General features: G+C 54.8%; 22 protein-coding genes. 8 read left to right on the top strand and 14 right to left on the bottom strand.

Annotated features, from left to right (window positions below; genetic code table 11):
- Positions 1-174: 174 nt before the first annotated feature.
- Entirely contained in the window at positions 175-789 is a 615-nt protein-coding gene (locus G462_RS0117635) for a flavin reductase family protein (protein WP_026960167.1), read from the bottom strand.
- Between the two features lie 178 nt (positions 790-967).
- Positions 968-2,089 (bottom strand): pyridoxal-phosphate-dependent aminotransferase family protein, encoded by a 1,122-nt coding sequence (locus G462_RS0117630; RefSeq protein ID WP_026960166.1) that lies wholly within the window; start codon positions 2,087-2,089, stop codon positions 968-970.
- Between the two features lie 851 nt (positions 2,090-2,940).
- Here G462_RS0117630 and G462_RS0117625 point away from each other — a divergent pair.
- Both G462_RS0117625 and miaA read left to right on the top strand, forming a co-directional pair.
- Positions 2,941-3,153: a DUF1127 domain-containing protein gene (locus G462_RS0117625; protein WP_026960165.1), complete on the top strand. Its 213-nt coding sequence runs from the start codon at positions 2,941-2,943 to the stop codon at positions 3,151-3,153.
- Between the two features lie 118 nt (positions 3,154-3,271).
- Complete coding sequence (gene miaA / locus G462_RS0117620; protein WP_026960164.1) at positions 3,272-4,219, top strand: tRNA (adenosine(37)-N6)-dimethylallyltransferase MiaA; 948 nt, start codon at positions 3,272-3,274, stop codon at positions 4,217-4,219.
- On the opposite strand, the gene G462_RS23255 is transcribed toward miaA, so the two are convergent.
- Both G462_RS23255 and G462_RS0117610 read right to left on the bottom strand, forming a co-directional pair.
- Entirely contained in the window at positions 4,186-4,428 is a 243-nt protein-coding gene (locus tag G462_RS23255) for a DUF3624 family protein (RefSeq protein WP_035478226.1), read from the bottom strand. The two genes, miaA and G462_RS23255, sit on opposite strands and share 34 nt — an antisense overlap.
- Positions 4,429-4,436: 8 nt before the next feature.
- A complete protein-coding gene (locus tag G462_RS0117610; RefSeq protein ID WP_026960163.1) occupies positions 4,437-5,864 on the bottom strand; it encodes a coniferyl aldehyde dehydrogenase in 1,428 nt (475 codons plus the stop codon).
- A 135-nt stretch (positions 5,865-5,999) separates the two neighbouring features.
- Here G462_RS0117610 and G462_RS0117605 point away from each other — a divergent pair, with 135 nt between their 5' ends.
- Genes G462_RS0117605 through G462_RS0117595 form a run of 3 tightly spaced genes read left to right on the top strand, consistent with a single transcriptional unit; the run spans position 6,000 to position 8,147 of the window.
- The gene (locus G462_RS0117605) at positions 6,000-6,977 is read left to right on the top strand and encodes a hydrolase (RefSeq protein WP_035478223.1); all 978 of its coding nucleotides are present in this window, start codon (positions 6,000-6,002) and stop codon (positions 6,975-6,977) included.
- Between the two features lie 12 nt (positions 6,978-6,989).
- Positions 6,990-7,244: a YheU family protein gene (locus G462_RS0117600; RefSeq protein WP_026960161.1), complete on the top strand. Its 255-nt coding sequence runs from the start codon at positions 6,990-6,992 to the stop codon at positions 7,242-7,244.
- 33 nt (positions 7,245-7,277) lie between these two features.
- Positions 7,278-8,147 carry a phosphoribulokinase gene (locus G462_RS0117595; RefSeq protein WP_026960160.1) on the top strand — a complete coding sequence of 290 codons (870 nt, stop codon included), beginning with the start codon at positions 7,278-7,280 and terminating at the stop codon, positions 8,145-8,147.
- Positions 8,148-8,176: 29 nt separating this feature from the next.
- On the opposite strand, the gene G462_RS0117590 is transcribed toward G462_RS0117595, so the two are convergent.
- Positions 8,177-8,578 (bottom strand): OsmC family protein, encoded by a 402-nt coding sequence (locus G462_RS0117590; protein ID WP_026960159.1) that lies wholly within the window; start codon positions 8,576-8,578, stop codon positions 8,177-8,179.
- A gap of 209 nt (positions 8,579-8,787) precedes the next feature.
- On the opposite strand from G462_RS0117590, the gene crp reads away from it, so the two are divergent.
- Positions 8,788-9,426, top strand: a complete 639-nt coding sequence (crp, locus tag G462_RS0117585; protein WP_026960158.1) for a cAMP-activated global transcriptional regulator CRP — start codon at positions 8,788-8,790, stop codon at positions 9,424-9,426.
- Positions 9,427-9,487: 61 nt separating this feature from the next.
- Here crp and G462_RS0117580 read toward each other — a convergent pair whose 3' ends face one another.
- The 5 genes from G462_RS0117580 to G462_RS0117560 all read right to left on the bottom strand — a co-directional run bounded on the left by G462_RS0117580 (position 9,488) and on the right by G462_RS0117560 (position 15,009).
- A complete protein-coding gene (locus tag G462_RS0117580; protein ID WP_026960157.1) occupies positions 9,488-10,285 on the bottom strand; it encodes a DUF1338 domain-containing protein in 798 nt (265 codons plus the stop codon).
- An 88-nt stretch (positions 10,286-10,373) separates the two neighbouring features.
- Entirely contained in the window at positions 10,374-11,843 is a 1,470-nt protein-coding gene (gene astD, locus G462_RS0117575; protein ID WP_026960156.1) for a succinylglutamate-semialdehyde dehydrogenase, read from the bottom strand.
- An 11-nt stretch (positions 11,844-11,854) separates the two neighbouring features.
- On the bottom strand, positions 11,855-12,889 hold the full coding sequence (gene astA, locus G462_RS0117570) for an arginine N-succinyltransferase (RefSeq protein WP_026960155.1): 1,035 nt from the start codon (positions 12,887-12,889) through the stop codon (positions 11,855-11,857).
- A gap of 45 nt (positions 12,890-12,934) precedes the next feature.
- On the bottom strand, positions 12,935-14,146 hold the full coding sequence (locus tag G462_RS0117565; RefSeq protein ID WP_026960154.1) for an aspartate aminotransferase family protein: 1,212 nt from the start codon (positions 14,144-14,146) through the stop codon (positions 12,935-12,937).
- A 281-nt stretch (positions 14,147-14,427) separates the two neighbouring features.
- Positions 14,428-15,009: an anthranilate synthase component II gene (locus G462_RS0117560; RefSeq protein WP_026960153.1), complete on the bottom strand. Its 582-nt coding sequence runs from the start codon at positions 15,007-15,009 to the stop codon at positions 14,428-14,430.
- 144 nt (positions 15,010-15,153) lie between these two features.
- On the opposite strand from G462_RS0117560, the gene G462_RS23250 reads away from it, so the two are divergent.
- Positions 15,154-15,753 carry a DUF3833 domain-containing protein gene (locus G462_RS23250; RefSeq protein ID WP_084405114.1) on the top strand — a complete coding sequence of 200 codons (600 nt, stop codon included), beginning with the start codon at positions 15,154-15,156 and terminating at the stop codon, positions 15,751-15,753.
- A gap of 82 nt (positions 15,754-15,835) precedes the next feature.
- On the opposite strand, the gene trpS is transcribed toward G462_RS23250, so the two are convergent.
- Genes trpS through rpe form a run of 3 tightly spaced genes read right to left on the bottom strand, consistent with a single transcriptional unit; the run spans position 15,836 to position 18,257 of the window.
- Complete coding sequence (gene trpS / locus G462_RS0117550) at positions 15,836-16,840, bottom strand: tryptophan--tRNA ligase (protein ID WP_026960151.1); 1,005 nt, start codon at positions 16,838-16,840, stop codon at positions 15,836-15,838.
- Positions 16,841-16,865: 25 nt separating this feature from the next.
- Complete coding sequence (locus tag G462_RS0117545; RefSeq protein WP_026960150.1) at positions 16,866-17,570, bottom strand: phosphoglycolate phosphatase; 705 nt, start codon at positions 17,568-17,570, stop codon at positions 16,866-16,868.
- Positions 17,571-17,582: 12 nt separating this feature from the next.
- Positions 17,583-18,257, bottom strand: coding sequence for a ribulose-phosphate 3-epimerase (gene rpe, locus G462_RS0117540; protein ID WP_026960149.1), 675 nt, complete (start codon positions 18,255-18,257; stop codon positions 17,583-17,585).
- Positions 18,258-18,368: 111 nt separating this feature from the next.
- Between rpe and G462_RS0117535 the strand changes: the two genes are divergently transcribed.
- The gene (locus G462_RS0117535; protein WP_342664483.1) at positions 18,369-18,551 is read left to right on the top strand and encodes a DUF2970 domain-containing protein; all 183 of its coding nucleotides are present in this window, start codon (positions 18,369-18,371) and stop codon (positions 18,549-18,551) included.
- Positions 18,552-18,572: 21 nt separating this feature from the next.
- Here the strand turns inward: G462_RS0117535 and G462_RS0117530 are convergent, their stop codons facing one another.
- The gene (locus G462_RS0117530; RefSeq protein ID WP_026960147.1) at positions 18,573-19,385 is read right to left on the bottom strand and encodes a Dam family site-specific DNA-(adenine-N6)-methyltransferase; all 813 of its coding nucleotides are present in this window, start codon (positions 19,383-19,385) and stop codon (positions 18,573-18,575) included.
- Between the last annotated feature and the right edge of the window lie 5 nt (positions 19,386-19,390).

Raw genomic sequence — 19,390 nt, 5'->3', positions numbered from 1 at the left:
TTCACCGCAAACCCTGTTGCGCCGTGCCGTGTCAGTGGTGGCGCATTATAGGGAGCCGAGGATTTTGCGCAAGGCTTTTTTTGAAGAAAATCACAAAAATGGAGTTGTTCGAGCAAATATCAAGCAAAAGCCCTGTTTTTGGCTATTTAGCATACGAAATGCCGCCCTTGAAGACTAACTTGGGCGATCAATTGTGAGGATCTCACCGCCTACCCAGTACTCTCCTCCGCCCAAGCGGCCTAGGGGATCCAGTGCAGTGGCATCAACTTTTAGCCGCTCACCCTTATTAGAGGCAACCTCATCACTGATGTGTACCTGCTTGACCTCCAGAAACAGTAGCTGCTGAGGCGCGCTGCCAATCTCTTCACTTTTATAGAGCTCGCAGTAAAGGGCCACCTTGGCATTCGCTAAACGGGGCAATGGCGATTCACCGAACTCAGCCAATACTAATGCCTGCGCGCTAACCTCTGACTCACCGACAGCGAGCGGGCGCGAACTTTCGGTCACCTCACCGGCCAACTCGCTACCCGCAATATGCACGACGCAGCGCTGGCGGCTGAGAATGTTGGCAGCCGTATCCTTGGGACCGCCTTCGGGGCGTTGACCAATCGATACCATCAATAGTGGGGGATCGGAGCACACGGCATTGAAATAGGAAAACGGCGCCAAGTTGTAACTTTCGGCCTGTGGGTTCTCACTGAGGATCCAAGCCACCGGCCGGGGCGCAATCACCTGAGTCATACAGTGGTAGCGCTGATTAGGGGTAAGTTGCGAGAAGTCGAGTTCCATATCGCTGATCCTGATGCTGTTGGCTTAACTATATAGAAGGCTTACCTATATAGGCAGCTTAGCTATATAGCTGGCTTACCTATATAGGCAGCTTAGCTATATAGCTGGCTTGTCTATCTGTCTTTTCTATATAGAAGAAAAAGGGAGCCCGCGGCTCCCTTGTGTACTGGGTGATTGGCTATTGCTGAATAACCTTGGCCAATGCGGCCAAGCACAGCGCAATGTTTTCCTTGCGGGCGGCATAGCCCATCAAACCAATCCGCCAAGCCTTACCAGCAAACTTACCCAGACCCGCACCAATCTCGAGGTTGTAATCTTCCAGTAGCTGTTTACGAACTGCGGCATCGTCCAGACCTTCTGGGATGGCAATCAGGTTTAGCTGAGGCAGTCGAATTGCTTCATCGACCGTCAGGGTCAGACCTAGCTTGTCTAAGCCAGCTTTTAGCTCTTGATGCATCGCCGCGTGGCGGGCCCATGCATTCTCTAAGCCTTCTTTATATAGCTGCAGTAAAGACTCATGCAGCGCATAAAGTGCGGTCACCGGGGCGGTATGGTGGTATGAGCGTTTCTGCTCTCCCGACCAATAGCCCATGACCAAGGTCTGATCGAGGAACCAACTCTGTACTTTCGACTTGCGCGCTTTAAGCTTCTCAACAGCTGCTGGGCTAAAGCTCACTGGCGAGATCCCCGGTACGCATGACAAGCATTTTTGCGAGCCCGAGTAGATAGCATCGATACCCCACTCATCAACCTTTAATGGAATACCGCCAAGAGATGTCACGCTATCGACGATAGTCAGACAACCATGCCGCTTGGCCAGCGCACATAGCGCTTGGGCATCGGAGGCAACACCGGTCGAGGTCTCGGCGTGAACAAAGGCGACAAACTTGGCATCGCTATGTTGCTCGAGTGCTGCTGCCACCTTATCAACGCTAACCGCTTGGCCCCATTCATCTTCAACAACAACAGCCTCACCACCGCAGCGCTCGACATTCTCCAGCATGCGCTGACCAAACACGCCATTAATACACACCACGACTTTATCACCCGGCTCGACCAGGTTTACAAAGCAGGTCTCCATGCCCGCAGAGCCCGGCGCCGATACCGCAAAGGTATGAGGGTTCTCGGTTTGGAAGGCGTACTGCAGAAGCAGCTTAATCTCATCCATCATCTTGATGAACAAAGGATCCAAGTGACCGACGATGGGGCGACTTTGTGCTTGCAATACGGCAGGGGAAATATCTGATGGGCCGGGGCCCATTAAGGTGCGACGAGGGGGGGTAAACGACTCAATATTCATGTTCTATCCTGAATGTCTCTTTTCGTTGTTGTCCTTTGGGTTTATATACCCGAGCCACCTCAAGATGCCTGTTCAGCGAGATAAGCCAGTCCCTCAGGCAAGGCATTGCTACGCCGATCTAGTAGTCTAAATCAAGGAGCAGTAACGCAGCATGAGGGGCTGGAAAACTCGCCCTACGGGAGGCACTCAATGTCCATAGCTCTTCGTTGAAAACACTCGAAATGGGTCATCATTCCTTCGTATTTTCGCCTCGCCCTATGGACATTAAGTACCTCTGAACCCTGCATCTTGAGGTAGCTCGGGTATACACTTTAGCACTCATAGGGGAAGGCGAAAAACCCGAGAAAATACGTACAACCTTTAGTACGTGGAACGAAAGCGCTAGCCAGACCGCGCAGCGAGCACGAAAAGAGCTTAAGGTGCTGAATATAAATTGATCTAAAACAAATGAAATTCAGATAATTTATTGCGTGAAATTTCTAATCTCAGGGGCAATGAGCGACAACACCGACTGACGGCTCCGGAACACATCAAGCGCAACTGAATAGAGTCAATTTAGACAAAATAGTCAGTAGCCTATGCACAGGGCTATGCTAACGCCACAATCCCCACGTAAGCCTCTGTTAAGTATTGGATATGTTAAGTCATCACTTTCTACTAATAGAGTCGCAAAGGTAATACATATTCACCATTATGACTATTTATTCAACGTTATCTAACGCATGCCTCAAGTGGCTTTCGGTCAGACCATATGCATTAGTTTTTCTTATCAAAGTTAATGAGCTAAATCAGTTTGTTGACCAAGTGGTGCAGATCTAAACTGATCGCAAATTAAGCAAGAGGATCCGGCCATGAGCAACTCAACCACCACCATTCAAAACAACTCAGTTTTCAGCCAAGCAAAAACCACCTTCGGCGGTATTTTTCAATTAGGTAACCTATGGCTGCAACGCCAACGCACTCGCCGTCAACTGGCGCAACTTCCTTCTTACCTGCTGCGTGACATCGGTCTGAGCGAAGCCGACCGCTACCGCGAGTCAAACAAGCACTTCTGGCAAAACTAAGTTTCTGCTTTCGGCCAAGGATCTCAGGCTCATACGGCATGTGTTCGCACATGCCGTTTTTGTATCTCCCTTCTGATTATTGCTACTATTCGCCGCACACAGGCTAACTCGAACACTCATGCACGCTGAACTCTATAACCTTTTGGTGGTTCTCGGTCCCACCGCATCCGGTAAAACCCGCCTGGCCATTGAACTGGCCCGCAAACTTCATGGTGAAGTGATCTCGGCAGACTCTCGTCAGGTCTATCGAGGTCTGGATATCGGCTCAGGGAAGGATCTGGCAGAGTATCAGGAGATCCCCTACCACTTGATTGACATTGTCGACCCGGGTGTGGAGTACAGTGTGTTCCACTTCCAGCGCGATTGCTTTGCAGCCTGTGAAGACATCGTATCGCGGGGCAGGCAGCCGATTGTGGCTGGCGGCACTGGGCTCTATTTAGATGCGGTATGCCAAAACTTTGCCCTGCAAGAAGTGGCGATTAACCCAACCCTGCGTGAAGAGTTGGCAACACTCAGCCTGGAGCAGCTCCAGCAGCGCCTGCTTGCGCTCAAGCCCGAACAACACAACGACACCGATATGGCGACCCGGCCACGGCTAGTGCGCGCCATTGAGATTGCCCAAGCCACCGCCAGTGGCGAGGTGATCCACAGCCCGAGCTACCCAAAGGTCCAGCCGCTGTATTTTGGTATTCAGTGGGAGCGCCCAGTATTACGCAAGCGCATTACCGAGCGCCTTAAGCAGCGCTTGCAGGAAGGTATGATTGAAGAGGTTGAGCAGCTACATAGCCAAGGCGTGAGCTACGATACCCTAGAGTTTTACGGCTTGGAGTACCGGATGGTCGCCCAGTACCTTAAAGGTGAGCTTAGCTACAACGATATGTTCCAAAAGCTCAATTCGCAGATCCACCAGTTTGCCAAGCGCCAAGACACCTGGTTCCGCAAGATGCAACGCCGCGGCGATGCGATCCATTGGCTCACGCCCGAGCAAGACCTTGTGGAACAAGCGCTGCCGATTATCGAAGGGCGCGACTATCAGCCCTTGTCATTTCGATCAGAAAGCCAGTAGTAAAGCGCCATCACCAGATGGCCGAGGCTAAGGACAGCCACCGCCAACCAACTAAGCTGCAGCGCCACCTTGTATACCACCTGCCCTACCGGCAGGTAAAGATTCAGTAGCCCGAGCACCACCAGCAACAGCACACATAGCCCCATGCACTGGCGGCAGCGCCCCAGCTTGGCGAAGAACCAAGACTCTTCGCAGTAACGACACGCCATAGCGGTCCTTATTTTCCTAACATCCGGTCGATAATAACCTGAAACAGCCGCCCATAGGGAGGGCGCATCAAGCGCCCGGCACTCAATCGGGCTTGCTTAAACACAGGTCGAAGCTTAGAAAATTGCAGGAAGCCATCGCGGCCGTGGTAGTGGCCCATACCACTGGGGCCGACCCCACCAAACGGCAAGTCGTGCTGGCCAACGTGCATTAGCACATCATTGAGCGCGACGCCGCCAGAGAGGGTCTGCCCTATCACCCGCTGCTGCAGCGCGCTATCGTCAGAGAACAGATACAGCGCCAGCGGTTTATCGGCCTGATTTACTTGCTTGAGCGCCGAGTCAAACTTCTGGTATTCCAGCACCGGCAATAAGGGGCCGAAGATCTCTTCGCGCATTACTTGGCTGGTCAGTGCCGGATTAAGGATCACACTCAGCGGATACTTCCCTTCGGCTTCACCTTGTTGCAGCACCACCACCTCGGCGCCATCACTCTTGGCTTGTTTGGTCATCGCATCCAGCCGCTCGTAAAAGCGCCGATGGATAATGCTGGTATAGGCATCATTGTCGACCTGCGGAAGATGCCGCTGGCAATAGTGGCGACAGGCATCCACAAAGGCTTGCTGCTTGCCGGCAGGCAACAGCACATAGTCGGGTGCTACGCAGGTCTGCCCGGCATTGAGGCTTTTACCCATCATGATCCGTTGGGCAGCTTTGTCGATGGGGTAGTCATCGGCAATCAGTACCGGCGACTTTCCACCAAGCTCGAGGGTAACCGGAGTGAGATTAACACTGGCCGATTGCATCACTCGCCGCCCGGTAGGGGTGGAGCCGGTAAACACCAGATGATCAAAGGCCAAGGTGCTGAACAGCGGCCCTAGCTCGGCCTCGGGATCGCTCACTACCCTCACCCACTCACGGCCGAGGTAGCGCTCTGTTAGCTCAGCCAGCAGCTCGCTTAACTGCAGGCTGTGCTCCGACATCTTTATCATCACCCGGTTGCCCGCAGCCAATGCGTCCACTAGCGGGCCGATAGCCAGCAGCAAAGGGTAGTTCCAGGGCACTACAATCCCGACTACACCCAAGGGCTGCGCCTGCACGCGGTTGCGCGCGCCCGCAAACCACCAACTTACCTGCCGCTGCTGCGGTTTTAGCCAGCGCTTAAGGTGTTTGCGACTGTGGCGAACCGCACTCAGTGCCGGAAACAGTTCAATCAGGCGAGTTTCATCACGACTGCGATGGCCAAAGTCTTGGTTGATGGCATGGCAGATAGCATCACTGTTCTCTAGCAGCATTGCTTCGAGCTGCTTAAGGCTATGTTGCCGGGTAGCGAGATCGGGATGTCGCCCCTGATTAAAAATGTGTTGAAGCTCTTGGAGCTGCCCCTCCAGATAGGCTTGACTTGCAGGCGCTTGCTCAAGCGCCGGTTGACTCGACATAGACACTCTCCCTGCTGGTCCAACCACGATAGGGCGTTCCGATACGAAGTCAAACATCTGCGCCTCGCCAGACTTGATCCTTGTGAGCGAGATCCGCATAGTGCTGATCAGATTGAACAATGTGGTAGTGATTCTTTGACAGCCTTTAATGCGCCATGGTGGGCGCGCAATCGTCACCTGCAAACCCTGCTTCCCACTTGGTACAAGCGTAATCAGCAGATCCCCTTGGAGTGGGAGGAGCTGACCTTAAGCGACGGCGATTTTGTCGATTTGGCGTGGCACCCAACTGTTCAGCCTCCCGGCGAGCAGCAACCACTCGCGATCGTCTTCCATGGCCTAGAGGGCTCGGTGCACTCGCCCTACGCCAAGTGCATCTTACCAGCGTTGGCTGCGCAAGGCTGGGCTGTGGTATTGGTGCACTTTCGCGGCTGCAGTGGGCGCAGTAATCGCCAGTGGCGCAGCTACCACAGCGGCGACAGTGCCTTTGCCGGCGAAGTGATCGACACCTTGGCCGAGCGTTTCAGCAATAGCCCCTTGCTGCTGCTAGGCTACTCACTGGGCGGTAACCTGCTAGCGAACTACCTTGCCGATACGCCCCATTCGCGAGTGAAAGGGGCTGCACTGGTATCGCCACCGCTTGATTTGGCCGCCTGCTCGGAGTCTATCCAACGTGGCTTCTCGCGGGTCTATCAGCACCACCTGCTTAGCCGCATGAAGCGCAACCTGCAGCGCAAGATCCGCCAACAGCAGAGCGCACCACTGGCGCCGGAGCAGGTCGCGCAATGGCGTAACTTTTGGGAGTTTGACCAACACTACACCGCGCCAGCCCATGGCTTTGCCGGCGCCGATGACTACTACCAACGCTGCAGCGGGTTGGGTAAGCTCAAACACATCGCCATTCCCACCCTGCTGCTGCACTCCGCCGACGATCCTTTCATGGACAAGCGGGTGATCCCTCAGGCACACCAGCTGTCTGCAGCGGTGGAGTATCGCTTGAGCGACACCGGCGGGCATGTAGGCTTTGTCCATGGTAGTCTGTGGCGCCCGCGCTTTTGGCTGGAAGAAGCCATACCGCTATGGTTCAGCCAACAGCTGCAACCAGCTAACAATTAGAGAAAGATCATGCTGATTATCCCCTGGCAACAGCTCCCCGAAGAGACCTTGAATAACCTGATCGATAGCTTCGTGCTACGTGAGGGCACCGACTACGGCGAGCAAGAAGTCTCGCTGGAAGAAAAGCGCTTGGCGGTCAAGCGACAGATCACCAAAGACGAGGTGCTGATCGTCTACTCAGAGCTGCATGAAAGCGTCAATCTGATGGAGAAAAGCCGCTTTAGTGAGGCCCAGCGACTTGACCAAGACGAAAGCCAAGGCTTATAACAAGTGTTGATAACCCATTGAGTAACGGACCTCATGTCAGCTAAACATCCCATTATTGCGATCACCGGTTCCTCTGGCGCGGGCACTTCCACCACCAGCGAAGTGTTTGCCCACCTGTTCCGGCAGCACAAGCTGAACGCCGCATTTATTGAAGGCGACAGCTTCCATCGCTATACCCGCCCGGAGATGGATGTGGCTATTCGCAAAGCGCGCGAGCATGGCAAGCACATCAGCTACTTTGGCCCCGAGGCCAACGACTTCGATTTGCTGTATGAGTTCTTTAAGCAATACGGCGAAGATGGTACCGGCCAGTACCGCCGCTACCTACACACCTTCGATGAAGCGGTGCCCTACAATCAAATGCCGGGCACTTTCACCCCATGGCAAGATCTGCCCAGCGATACCGATGTGCTGTTCTACGAGGGCCTACATGGCGGGGTGGTCTGGGATGAAAAGAACGTCGCCTCGAAGGTCGACTTTTTAATAGGCATGGTGCCCATCGTTAACTTGGAGTGGATCCAAAAGTTGGTGCGCGATACCACCGAACGCGGCCACTCCCGTGAGGCGGTGCAAGAGTCTATCGTCCGCTCGATGGACGATTACATCAACTACATCACTCCGCAATTTTCTCGCACCCATATTAACTTTCAGCGGGTGCCCACGGTAGATACCTCTAACCCCTTCAGCGCCAAGACCATTCCCAGCCTGGATGAGAGTATGTTGGTGATCCGTTTTCGGGGGATTAAGAACATCGACTTTCCTTTCTTGCTGTCGATGATTGATGGGGCGTATATGTCCCGCCGCAATACCATCGTGGTACCGGGCGGGAAGATGGGCTTCGCGATGGAGCTGATCCTATCGCCGATGATTCAACAGCTCATGGAAACCGGAAAAATCCGCTAGGGCCAGCGCCGCCCGCTTTATCTTTCACCTTAGGCTACTTGAATCTCATAGCTGTGGGTGATCTCGCAGTGCTTCTCCAGCATCAACGACACCGAGCAGTACTTATCCATGCTCAGGCTTACCGCACGGGCGACGTGCTTCTCGCTGAGATCAGTACCGGTCACGGTAAAGTGCAGGTTAATCTTAGTGAACACCCGAGGGGCACTCTCTGCACGCTCAGATTGCAGTTCAACCTGACAACCAGTCACGAGTTGGCGCGCCTTCTCCAAAATGCTGACCACATCCACCGAGCTACAACCACCAGCGGCCATCAGTACATATTCCATCGGGCTCGGCCCTTTCTGGCCTTCACCGTCCATAATAATTTCGTGGCCAGATTGGCTATGGCCAACAAACTGCAGTTTATTCGACCAGGTCACACGGGCTTGCATCGACATATCTCCGACTAAATGAAAATCGGCACAGCTTAATCTAGGTCAATCTCCGTTACCAGTGCATAAAGTATGCTGCTGATGAGAAAGCCTTGCAGGGAGCACTTAAGCCTAATATGCTAGGGCAAGTAATGGATGACCATAACAATAAAAATGCTTGCTGCTCAACGAAGTAGTAAGTCGTTAAAAAGACTGAGGATATTTACTTTATGGTAATTGGCAAACCCCAAGCTGATCCAGTGATGGAATGGTTCCTTTCGCACTGTCACATTCATAAATACCCATCAAAGAGCACCCTGATCCACGCCGGCGAAAAAGCCGAGACCTTGTACTACATCGTTAAAGGTTCTGTTGCGGTACGGATCAAAGATGAGGAAGGCAAGGAGATGATCCTGTCTTACCTGAATCAGGGCGACTTTATGGGTGAACTGGGTCTGTTTGAAGACACTGAAAACCCCATCCGCACCGCTTGGATCCGCGCCAAGAGCCCATGCGAAGTGGCTGAGATTTCATACAAAAAGTTCCGTCAGCTGATTCAGGTTAACCCTGAGATCCTGATGCGCTTATCCGGTCAGATGGCTATGCGCCTGCAGGTTACCAGCCAGAAAGTGGGCGATTTGGCCTTCTTGGACGTAACCGGTCGCATCGCACAAACGCTGCTTAACCTCGCCAAGCAACCCGATGCAATGACTCACCCAGATGGCATGCAGATCAAGATCACCCGCCAAGAGATTGGCCAGATCGTTGGCTGTTCACGCGAAACCGTGGGCCGTATTCTGAAGATGCTGGAAGAGCAAGGTTTGATTACCGCTCATGGTAAGACCATCGTAGTTTACGGCACCCGCTAGGGCTGACCGTAACGACAAAAGGCCGCGCAAGCGGCCTTTTTTGTATCTGTGTGACCCGTCCTTATTGCTGGGAGGTATCGGTACTGGAGAAGATCTTATCCGCCGAGGCTTCCACAAAGCCTTGATAGAGCTTGCCGTCAGCCGCTGGGTAGCGCCGGGCAAACTCGTAAAAGCAGGCGGGGATGGTATAGCTGCCGTCGCTAAAGCTCACCTCCACCTTGTCTGCCAGCGTGGCACTCTGCTCCAGCAATACCGCCGGCGATCCCTTGATCTCACCCCCTACGCTGTTAAGTGCAAAACCCGCCTCACGCAGCACCTGATTCACCTGCTCTAAGCTGCCGAAACCACTCAAGTGATTGACCGATACGGTGAAGTGGTTGGCGCGATAGCCAAAGGCGGCCAGCCAGGCGGCGTATTCGCTCTCGCTCAGCAAACTCTGGTACTCAGCGTAACTAAGCTGCCAAGGCCGCCCTGAGAACAACACCGAAGGCTGCTGATATAGCTCACTACTGACCTGCCCGGCTAACGCGCGAACCAGCTGCTGAGCGGGCTCTGACAGGCTTTCCACCTGCAACTCGCTGATAAACACCTTGGGCAGACGCTCATCGTCGTGCTCGTAGTGACGCGCATCCAGATGCTTGTTGGCGAAGTGGTAGCTGCCACCCTCGCGATAGCCAAGCGCCAGCAAATGCTGGGCCAAGGCAGCGATGCCCTGCCCGGGGAGGTTATAGCTGCGCAGGGCAATATGATCGTTGATGATCGCCTCCCCTTGGCCAAGCAGCTGATGAATCGCCTCCGCGCTGGGGGATACACTGAGGTATTGCTGCCAAAGGCGTTCAAATAGCAGTTGCGGTGTCATGTAGCCTCCTTGCCACTGTCTGGAACTCACTTGTCACTTAGACCTGTCGCTAAACGCTTAGACCTTCGCTAAAAACCTGGGCCCGAAGTTAAAAACGCAGGCCTGGCGCTAGCTTTTCAGGCATTAGCGACTGCTCGCCTTCCATCGATGCCACTGGGTAAGCACAGTAGTCGGCAGCATACAGCGCCGAGGCGCGGTGGTTACCCGATGCGCCTACGCCACCAAAGGGCGCTGCACTTGAGGCCCCGGTAATCGGACGATTCCAGTTAACAATACCGGCGCGAATTCGCGCCAAGAACTCCTGCCAGCGCGCCTCTGAGCGGCTCAACAGACCCGCCGACAGACCAAAGCGGGTGTTGTTAGCCTGCTCGATGGCCCAATCCCAGTCGTCATAGCGGATCACTTGCAGCAGCGGGCCGAAATACTCCTCATCGGGCAGCGCTTGGATATCCGAGACATCGATAATCCCCGGCGAAACAAAGCCCAGCTCAGGGCTGGCCTGAGAAAGCTCGAGTAGGCTACGGCCACCCAGCTCAACAAGCTGCTGCTGAGCGCTAACCATCCCTGCCGCAGCCTTGGCTGAGATCATCGCCCCGATAAACGGCTGTGGCTCAGCATCGTAATCGCCAACGGCAATTTGGCCAGCAACCTCAAGTAAACGACTCAGTAGCTGGTCGCCTTGCTCGGTGTTCGGTAGGAACAGACGACGGGCGCAGGTACAGCGTTGACCCGCAGAGATAAAGGCCGACTGCACAATATCATGCACCGCGGCGTCAACGTCGTCGACCACATCGACTACCAGCGGATTGTTCCCACCCATCTCCAGCGCCAGGATCTTGCCCGGATGAGCGGCAAACTGCTGATGGAGCAGGTGACCGGTGTTCGAGCTGCCGGTAAAGAACAGGCCATCGATGCCGGCATGCCCTGCCAGCGCCTTGCCGGTTTCCACTTCGCCTTGCACCAGGTTCAGTACGCCCGCAGGCAACCCGGCCTGCTGCCACAGATCGACTACTCGCTCAGAGGTTAGCGGGGTGAGCTCGGAAGGCTTAAATACCACACAGTTGCCCGCAATCAGCGCTGGCACAATATGGCCATTGGGCAGGTGGCCGGGGAAGTTATAGGGGCCAAACACCGCCACCACACCGTGCGGTTTATGACGCAACACCGCGGTGGCGGCAGGCAGCTGCTGCTCGCTCTCGCCGGTGCGCTCCAGATAGGCCTTCTCCGAGATGGCAATCTTACCGATCATCGCGGCTACTTCGGTGGCAGTCTCCCACAGCGGTTTACCGGTCTCTTGGGCGATCACCTGCGCCAGCTCTGTCTTGTTCTCAGCCAACAACTCAGCGAAACGCTTAATGATGACCAAGCGCTGCTCCAGCCCCAACTGGAACCAAGCGAACTGCGCCGCACGCGCAGCCGCCACCGCTTGGTCGACTTGCTCGGGAGAAGCGCTGGCCCCTTCCCATAGCAATTGATTCTTCGCCGGATCGAGGGATTGAAATCTCGAGCCCTGCCCAGCTTGCCATTGGCCGTTAATCAAGTGTGTGGTTGCTTGCATCATTTCACCTGTTATTTCTCAAATCGCAGTGCGCATGCCCGCAGGCTATCGCCATGACTCAGCAGCAAGGCATTGGCTACCTCAGCACTGACTTGTATCCGTTGTTTATCGAGGCGCACTACGGGAGCGACGCAAGCGCGGAAGTCTTGCATCTTGGTATTCGCCAACAGCAGCTCTTCGCCGCCTTGGTCTTGCGGGAGTTCGGCCACCTCAACCTGATAGAGGGCTGAGTGGCGAACGCTGTGAATTAGCTCGCGTGGACACTCCACGGTGGGGCCAGCATCGAAGATGTCGACGTAGCCATGTTTGCAGAAGCCTTCCGATTCGAGCAGTCTCAGCGCCGGGCGGGTTTTCTCGTGCACCTCACCAATCACCTGCTGGGCCTCTTTGCTCAACAGGCTGACGTAGATGGGGTACTTGGGCATTAGCTCAGCGATAAACTCTTTGTTGCCCACGCCAGTTAAGTAGTCGGCGGTGGGGAAGTCGACACTAAAGAAGTGCTCTTCCAGCCACGCCCAAAACGGCGAGCGACCATTCTCATCGCTAACCCCGCGCATCTCGGCGATCACCGAGTCGGCGAAGCGCTCAGCATGCTGAGCCAACATCAAGAAGCGACACTTAGAGAGCAGCCGACCGTTGTTGCCTTGGCGGTGAGATTCGCGCAAAAACAGCGTGCACAGCTCGGTGACCCCGGTGTAATCATTGGTCAGGGTCAGGGTTTCTACGGTGTTATAGACATTCAGGCTGCGTGAGGCATGCACCACCTTGCCCAAATGATAGGTATAGAACGGGCTGTTTAGCCCGACCGCCGCCTCGATGGCCGTGGTGCCTACCACCTCGCCGGTGGCGCTATCTTCCGCCACCATCAGGTAGGTTTGATCGCCCGGTTGGCGGGTATCACTGGCAAACGAGGCGATCGAGTGCTGCAGCTTGGAGCGCAGCAGCGGCTCGTCCACTGGCAGCGAGGTAAAGCCGACCCCTGACTCCACCGCCATCTGTAGCAATGCCGGGTAGTCGCTTTCGCGGATCGGTCGAATAACTAACATCTACAGGAACTCCTTATCCAGTAAGTGTTATGGATGTTGCGGCGCCTAGGCCGCAACGACCTTGGCTACCGCCTGCTCAAAGCGCTGCATGCCCTCGCGAACATCGGCTTCAGAGATAATCAGCGATGGAGTGAAGCGCACCACGTTGGCACCAGCCACCAACACCATCAGGCCACAGTCTGCTGCCGCCATCAGAAAATCGCGGGCACGGCCTTGGTATTGCTCGTTGAGTACCGCGCCAATCAACAGCCCTTTACCCCGCACCTCGGCGAACACGTTGTACTTGGCATTAATCGCAGCCAACTGCTCACGGAACCACTGCTCACGCTGTTGTACGCCTTCCAGCACCTCAGGGGTGTTGATCAGGTCAAAGGCGGTTTCCGCCACCGCACAGGCCAGCGGGTTACCGCCGTAGGTGCTGCCGTGGGTGCCCACTTTAAAGGTTTGGGCAATCTCGGTAGTGGTGAGCATGGCGCCGATAGGGAAGCCGCCCCCGAGAGCTTTCGCGGAAGTCAGGATATCTGGCTGCACCCCAAGGCCTTGGTAGGCATATAGCGCGCCGGTGCGGCCTACGCCGGTTTGCACTTCATCGAAGATCAGCAAGGCATTGTGGCGGTCACATAGCTCGCGCACCTGCTTCACGAAACTCAGATCAGGGCTGATGATGCCGCCCTCGCCTTGCAGCGGCTCCATCATTACCGCACAGGTATCGTCATCGATTAGCTGCTCGAGCGCCGCCAAATCGTTGTAAGGGATGTGCTGTACATCACCGGGTTTTGGTCCAAACCCTTCGGAGTAGCTGGCCTGACCGCCTACGGTTACGGTGAAGAAGGTACGGCCATGGAAACCTTGTTCGAAGGCAATGATCTTGGTTTTGTTGGCGTGGTGGTGATCGATGGCGTAACGACGTGCCAGCTTGAGAGCGGCTTCATTAGCCTCGGCGCCGGAGTTACAGAAGAACACCTTCTCGGCAAAGGTATTGTCCACCAGCTTTTTGGCCAAACGCAGGGCGGGCTCGTTGGTCAACACATTGCTTAGGTGCCACAACTTGTTGCCTTGTTCAGTCAGAGCATTAACCAGCGCCGGGTGACAATGACCCAGGCAGCTAACCGCGATGCCACCGGCGAAATCGATGTATTCTCGCTCTTGTTGATCCCACAAACGCGAGCCTTCGCCGCGCACTGGGATCACCGCAGAGGGTGCATAGTTGGGAACCATGACTTCATCGAATAACGCGCGATCCACGGTCTGAGACATAAACTTACTCCTTGTCTTCAACACTGAGGGCGCTATGCAGGCCCTCAAAAGAGTTAACAAAAGGTTAAACTCGTCCTAAAAGATAGCCTAAGAATAACGTTAAATTGTCGAGATCTCAAGCTATTCCGGTAGAAAATTTCAAAACAGAGCATTCACCTCAGTGCATAATTCCGCAGGCCAAACTCCTTGATTCAAGCAGGAAGAGCAGCACGCGATGAGTAATTATGCTAACAAAGAGAATATTTTTTCAAGCGGTTTTATCGTGGATTTAACGCGCTTTTTCAGCAGATTTTCAAGAAATTATCCAGCAGCTCCAGGCCTTGCTCGGTCAGAATACTCTCGGGATGAAACTGCACGCCATGGATGGGCAAGTGTTGATGCTGAAATCCCATGATCTCATCCGGCTCACCTCGCTCATTCTCGGTCCAGGCGGTCACGCTAAGGCACTCGGGCAAGCTGGCTTTATCGACCACCAAAGAGTGATAGCGGGTCACCTTCAGCGGCTGGCGTAAGCCGCTAAACACCGACTGGTTGTTGTGAGTAATGGCGGTAACCTTGCCATGCATCGCCTTGCGCGCCCGCACAACCCGGCCACCAAAGTGTTGGGCGATGGCTTGATGACCAAGACACACGCCAAGGATCGGCAGCTTGCCGGCGAAATGGTCGATGGCCTGCAGCGAGATCCCGGCATCATCGGGCGTGCAAGGGCCCGGAGAGATCACTAAGGCACTGGGCTGCATGGCGTCTATCTCGTCAATGCTGATCTGATCGTTACGCTTAACCACAACCTCCTGTCCCAACTGCGCGAAGTATTGGAACAGGTTGTAGGTAAACGAATCGTAATTGTCGATCATCAATAGCATGCGGTATCCGGAGCAACAGCCAACAGGCCGCATATTTGAATCGAAAACGCAGCGCAAAGCAAATTTACTCACCGTTAGGCCACTATTGATCGCCCCACCTCAGAGCAGCGTTAGACAAATAAGCACATCAAGTGAGGGTTTACCATGCGTTGGCTGGTAATTGGTATCGTGTTACTAAGCACAGTGAGTTGCAACAGTATGAAGATCAATCAGTTCGACCAAAGTTCTCCGGTTCTGGTGTTGGAAGATTTCTTCGAGGGACGCACCCAGGCCTGGGGGGTGTTTGAAGACCGTTTCGGCAACCTTAAGCGCAGCTTTACCGTGGACATCACCGGGATAGTAGAAGGCGATATGCTGGTGCTCGACGAGCGCTTTGTGTTCGACGATGGCGAGCTGCAACAGCGCGTCTGGCACATCAAGCTGTTAGGCGATGGTAAGTATGTCGGCTTCGCCGATGATGTGATTGGCCAAGCCCACGGCGAGCAGGCAGGCAATGCACTGCGCTGGCAATACCGGCTCGCCCTCGAGGTGGATGGGCGCACCTGGCAGGTCAACTTCGATGATTGGATGTTTTTGCAGCCAGGCAATGTGTTAATCAACCGGGCCAAGGCGAGCAAATGGGGCCTGAACCTGGGCAGTGTGAGCTTGTTTTTCTACAAGAGCGAGCACGCTCCGCAGCAGGTGTGGCAACGCGCTGGCATGCACACCGCGCAACAGCCGCTAACACCGCCGATTAACCTGTAGCCACAGCGCTCCTCAAAAACCGAACCCCTACAAACAACAAACCCGGCAAAAGCCGGGTTTGTACGTTAACAAGCAGTAAGACCTAGGGGCGTTTGATAAAGCCAACCACTTCCTTCACCTTGTCCAGCGTCTTAAGCGCCACAGCGCTGGCGCGCTCAGCGCCATCTTTCATCACACTGTCCAGGTAGTCGGCATCTTCGCGGATCTCTTGGAAGCGCTGCTGCACCGGCTCTAGCATGGCCACTACCGCATCGGCGGTATCGACTTTGAGGTGGCCGTACATCTTACCTTCGTAGCTAGCGACCAGCTCATCGATGCTCTTGCCGGTGGCAACCGATTGTAGGGTTAGCAGGTTCGAGACGCCCGGCTTCTCGTTACGGTCGAAGTAGATGCGCGCCTGCTCGTCTGAGTCGGTCACCGCCGCTTTAATCTTCTTGGCGATCTGCTTTGGCGTGTCGCTCAGTAGCACAAAGGCTTTCGGGTTCTCATCCGATTTAGACATCTTCTTGGTCGGCTCTTGCAGCGACATGATCCGCGCGCCGAACTCAGGGATATACGGCTCAGGCACCTTGAACACGTCCTCGTACGCCGAGTTGAAGCGGTAGGCAATATCGCGGGTCAGCTCCAGGTGTTGCTTCTGGTCGTCGCCCACTGGTACGGCATCCGCCTGATACAGCAGAATGTCAGCCGCCATCAGCGATGGGTAGGTGAACAGGCCGGCATTGATGTTGTTGGCGTGCTTGGCAGATTTGTCCTTGAACTGGGTCATCCGGTTCAGCTCACCCATCTGGGTGTAGCAGTTAAGGATCCAAGCCAGCTGTGCGTGTTCAGGCACCTGAGACTGCACGAAGATAACGCTCTGTTTCGGGTCCAGGCCACATGCCAGGTAGGTAGCTAATCCGTCCAGTACTTGAGTCTTGAACTGCTCAGGCTCTTGGCGAACCGTAATTGCGTGCAAGTCAGCCAGCATAAAGTGACATTCATAGTCATTCTGCATCTTAAGCCACTGGTTGATCGCACCAACGTAGTTACCAATGGTCATTTTTCCGGAGGGCTGAATCCCACTTAGAATTACGGGTTTAGTCATTTTCTTCCTACTTCACTTGGATACGTTATTGGAGATCAACAGCGGCGGCATCTTCCAGCCACTGCGCCAGCTCGCGTAAGTCACTGCTGACTGCTTCTGGCTGGCTAAGGGCGATATCTTCACCGTAGTTGTAGCCATAGGTCAAGCCCAACGCCTGACAGCCCGCCGCTTTTGCGGCAAGAATGTCATTTTTTGAGTCGCCAATCATCAGGATGCGCTCTGGCGCCACCGAAAAGTGCTCGGCGGTGTGCAGCAGCGGCAGCGGATCAGGCTTTTTCTTCGGCAGGCTGTCGCCAGACAACACCAGGCTAAAATAGTGGGCAATCCCCAGCTCTTCGAGCAGTGGCAGGGTAAAGCATCCCGGCTTGTTGGTGACAATCGCCATCGGTCGAGATTCTGACTGCAGCGCTTCAAGCGCTTCGGCCACGCCGGGGTAGAGCTTACTGGCCACACACAGGTGCTCGGTGTAATAGGCCATAAACGCCTCGCGCGCCTGTAGGTAGAGCTCGTCGCTAATACCCGGTGCAATCTCGCTAGCACCGCTGAGGGCGCGTTTAATCAGTACTTCAGCGCCATTACCCACCCAGTGACGAATGGTTTGTTCATCGAAGGTGTCGCGGCCAAGCTGCTCCAGCATGGCGTTAATCGACAGGGCCAGATCGGGGGCGCTGTCCACCAGCGTCCCGTCCAGGTCAAATATCAGCAGCTCGATATCCTGCAGGTGTTTCATTCTCGGCTCCAACTACTTAACCTTGGCCAATGCTTGGCGCATGTCATCGATTACTGCCTTGTAATCTGGCTTGCTGAAGATGGCCGAGCCCGCCACAAACATGTCGGCACCTGCTTCGGCAATCTCTGCGATGTTATCGGCGCTAACGCCGCCATCGATCTCCAGACGGATGTCATAGCCGCTCTCGTCGATGCGGCGACGCACTTCGCGTAGTTTGTCCAAAGTAGACGGGATGAACTTCTGACCACCGAAGCCCGGGTTGACCGACATCAGCAGGATCAAATCCAGCTTGTCCATCACGTGGTCAAGGTAGTGCAGCGGGGTGGCTGGGTTAAACACTAGGCCGGCCTGACAGCCATGCTCTTTGATGAGCTGGATGGTGCGGTCGATATGCTCAGAGGCTTCCGCGTGGAAGGTGATCATGCTGGCACCGGCCTTGGCAAACTCAGGTACCAAAGCATCTACCGGCTTAATCATCAGGTGCACGTCGATGGGCGCAGTCACGCCGTAGTTACGCAGCGCCTTACATACCATTGGGCCGAACGTTAGGTTAGGCACGTAGTGGTTATCCATCACGTCAAAGTGCACAACATCGGCGCCTGCATTCAGCACGTTTTCAACCTCTTCACCCAAACGGGCAAAGTCTGCGGCTAGAATAGAAGGAGCAATCAGGTAAGGCTTGGTCATAGTGGTTTCGCCAGCAAATTAAATGGGTGGATCACAAAGGTGGGCAATTTTAACTCAGCGATGGCCGTGAGCCAAACCGAATCACCAAGGAATCATGACAAGGAAGCGATGATGGCGGCGAAACCTCCTTCGGCCTTAAGAAGCGTGCTGGCGGCGCTGCTCGGGGTGCAATCCGAACAGCAGCGTAAAACCGATTTTCAGTACGGCAGCCTGCCCAAGATCATCCTGCTGGGCGTGGTGATGATTGTGCTGTTTGTGTTGTTGCTAATCGGGGTGGTGAGTCTGGTGACTTAGCGCTTTGGCCTGCCGAGCGAGTTACGCCTTGTACAAGGCTAGCAACTCACCCACCTTCAGGCGCTGATGGCCCTTGCGGCTAATGGTGCGCTTTACACTCAACTCTTTGAGCTTACTGCCGCGATAGATGTCGCGGGTAAAATCCAGATCATGGTTGCTGATCAATACCGTGGCGCCGCGGCGCTGAGCCTCTCCGGCCAGCTCGCCGAGCTTTTCCTGATCGGCGCGGTTAAAGCCCTTGCTGGCATAGTTGGTAAAACTGGCGGTAGGGCTAAGCGGCGCGTACGGGGGATCGCAGTACACCACATCACCTTGCTTGACCTTGGCAAAGGTATCCACGTAGGAGCAGCACTCGAAGGTGGCGCGCTTGGCCTTTTCGGCAAACACCCACATCTCATGCTCGGGGAAGTACGGGCGCTTGTAAGAACCAAACGGCACGTTAAAGCCGCCCTTGCGGTTGTAACGGCACAAGCCGTTGTAGCCGTGGCGGTTCATGTACAAGAACAGTAGCGAGCGCAGGTAAGGGTCGCTGGTGCCATTAAACTGCTCTCGAAACTGGTAGTAACGCTCTGAGTCATTGTTCTCGGCAGAGAAGTAGTCACGCGCATCGACAATGAACTGCCCGGGCTGACGCTGCAGGATCTGATACAGGTTGATCAGATCCGCGTTGATATCGGTGAGGTAGTAACGCGGAAAATCGGTATTAATAAATACCGATGCAGCGCCCACAAAGGGCTCAACCAACAGCTCCCCTTTCGGGAGCTGTGCTTGAATATCTTCTACCAGGCCATACTTACCGCCAGCCCATTTGAGAAAAGCGCGGGTTTTCTTCATGCAAG

It is taken from the genome of Aliagarivorans taiwanensis DSM 22990 (assembly GCF_000429505.1).
Lineage (GTDB): Bacteria > Pseudomonadota > Gammaproteobacteria > Enterobacterales > Celerinatantimonadaceae > Aliagarivorans > Aliagarivorans taiwanensis.
Note: the sequence above shows the minus strand (reverse complement) of the source record. Positions and strands in the feature narration are given on the sequence as shown.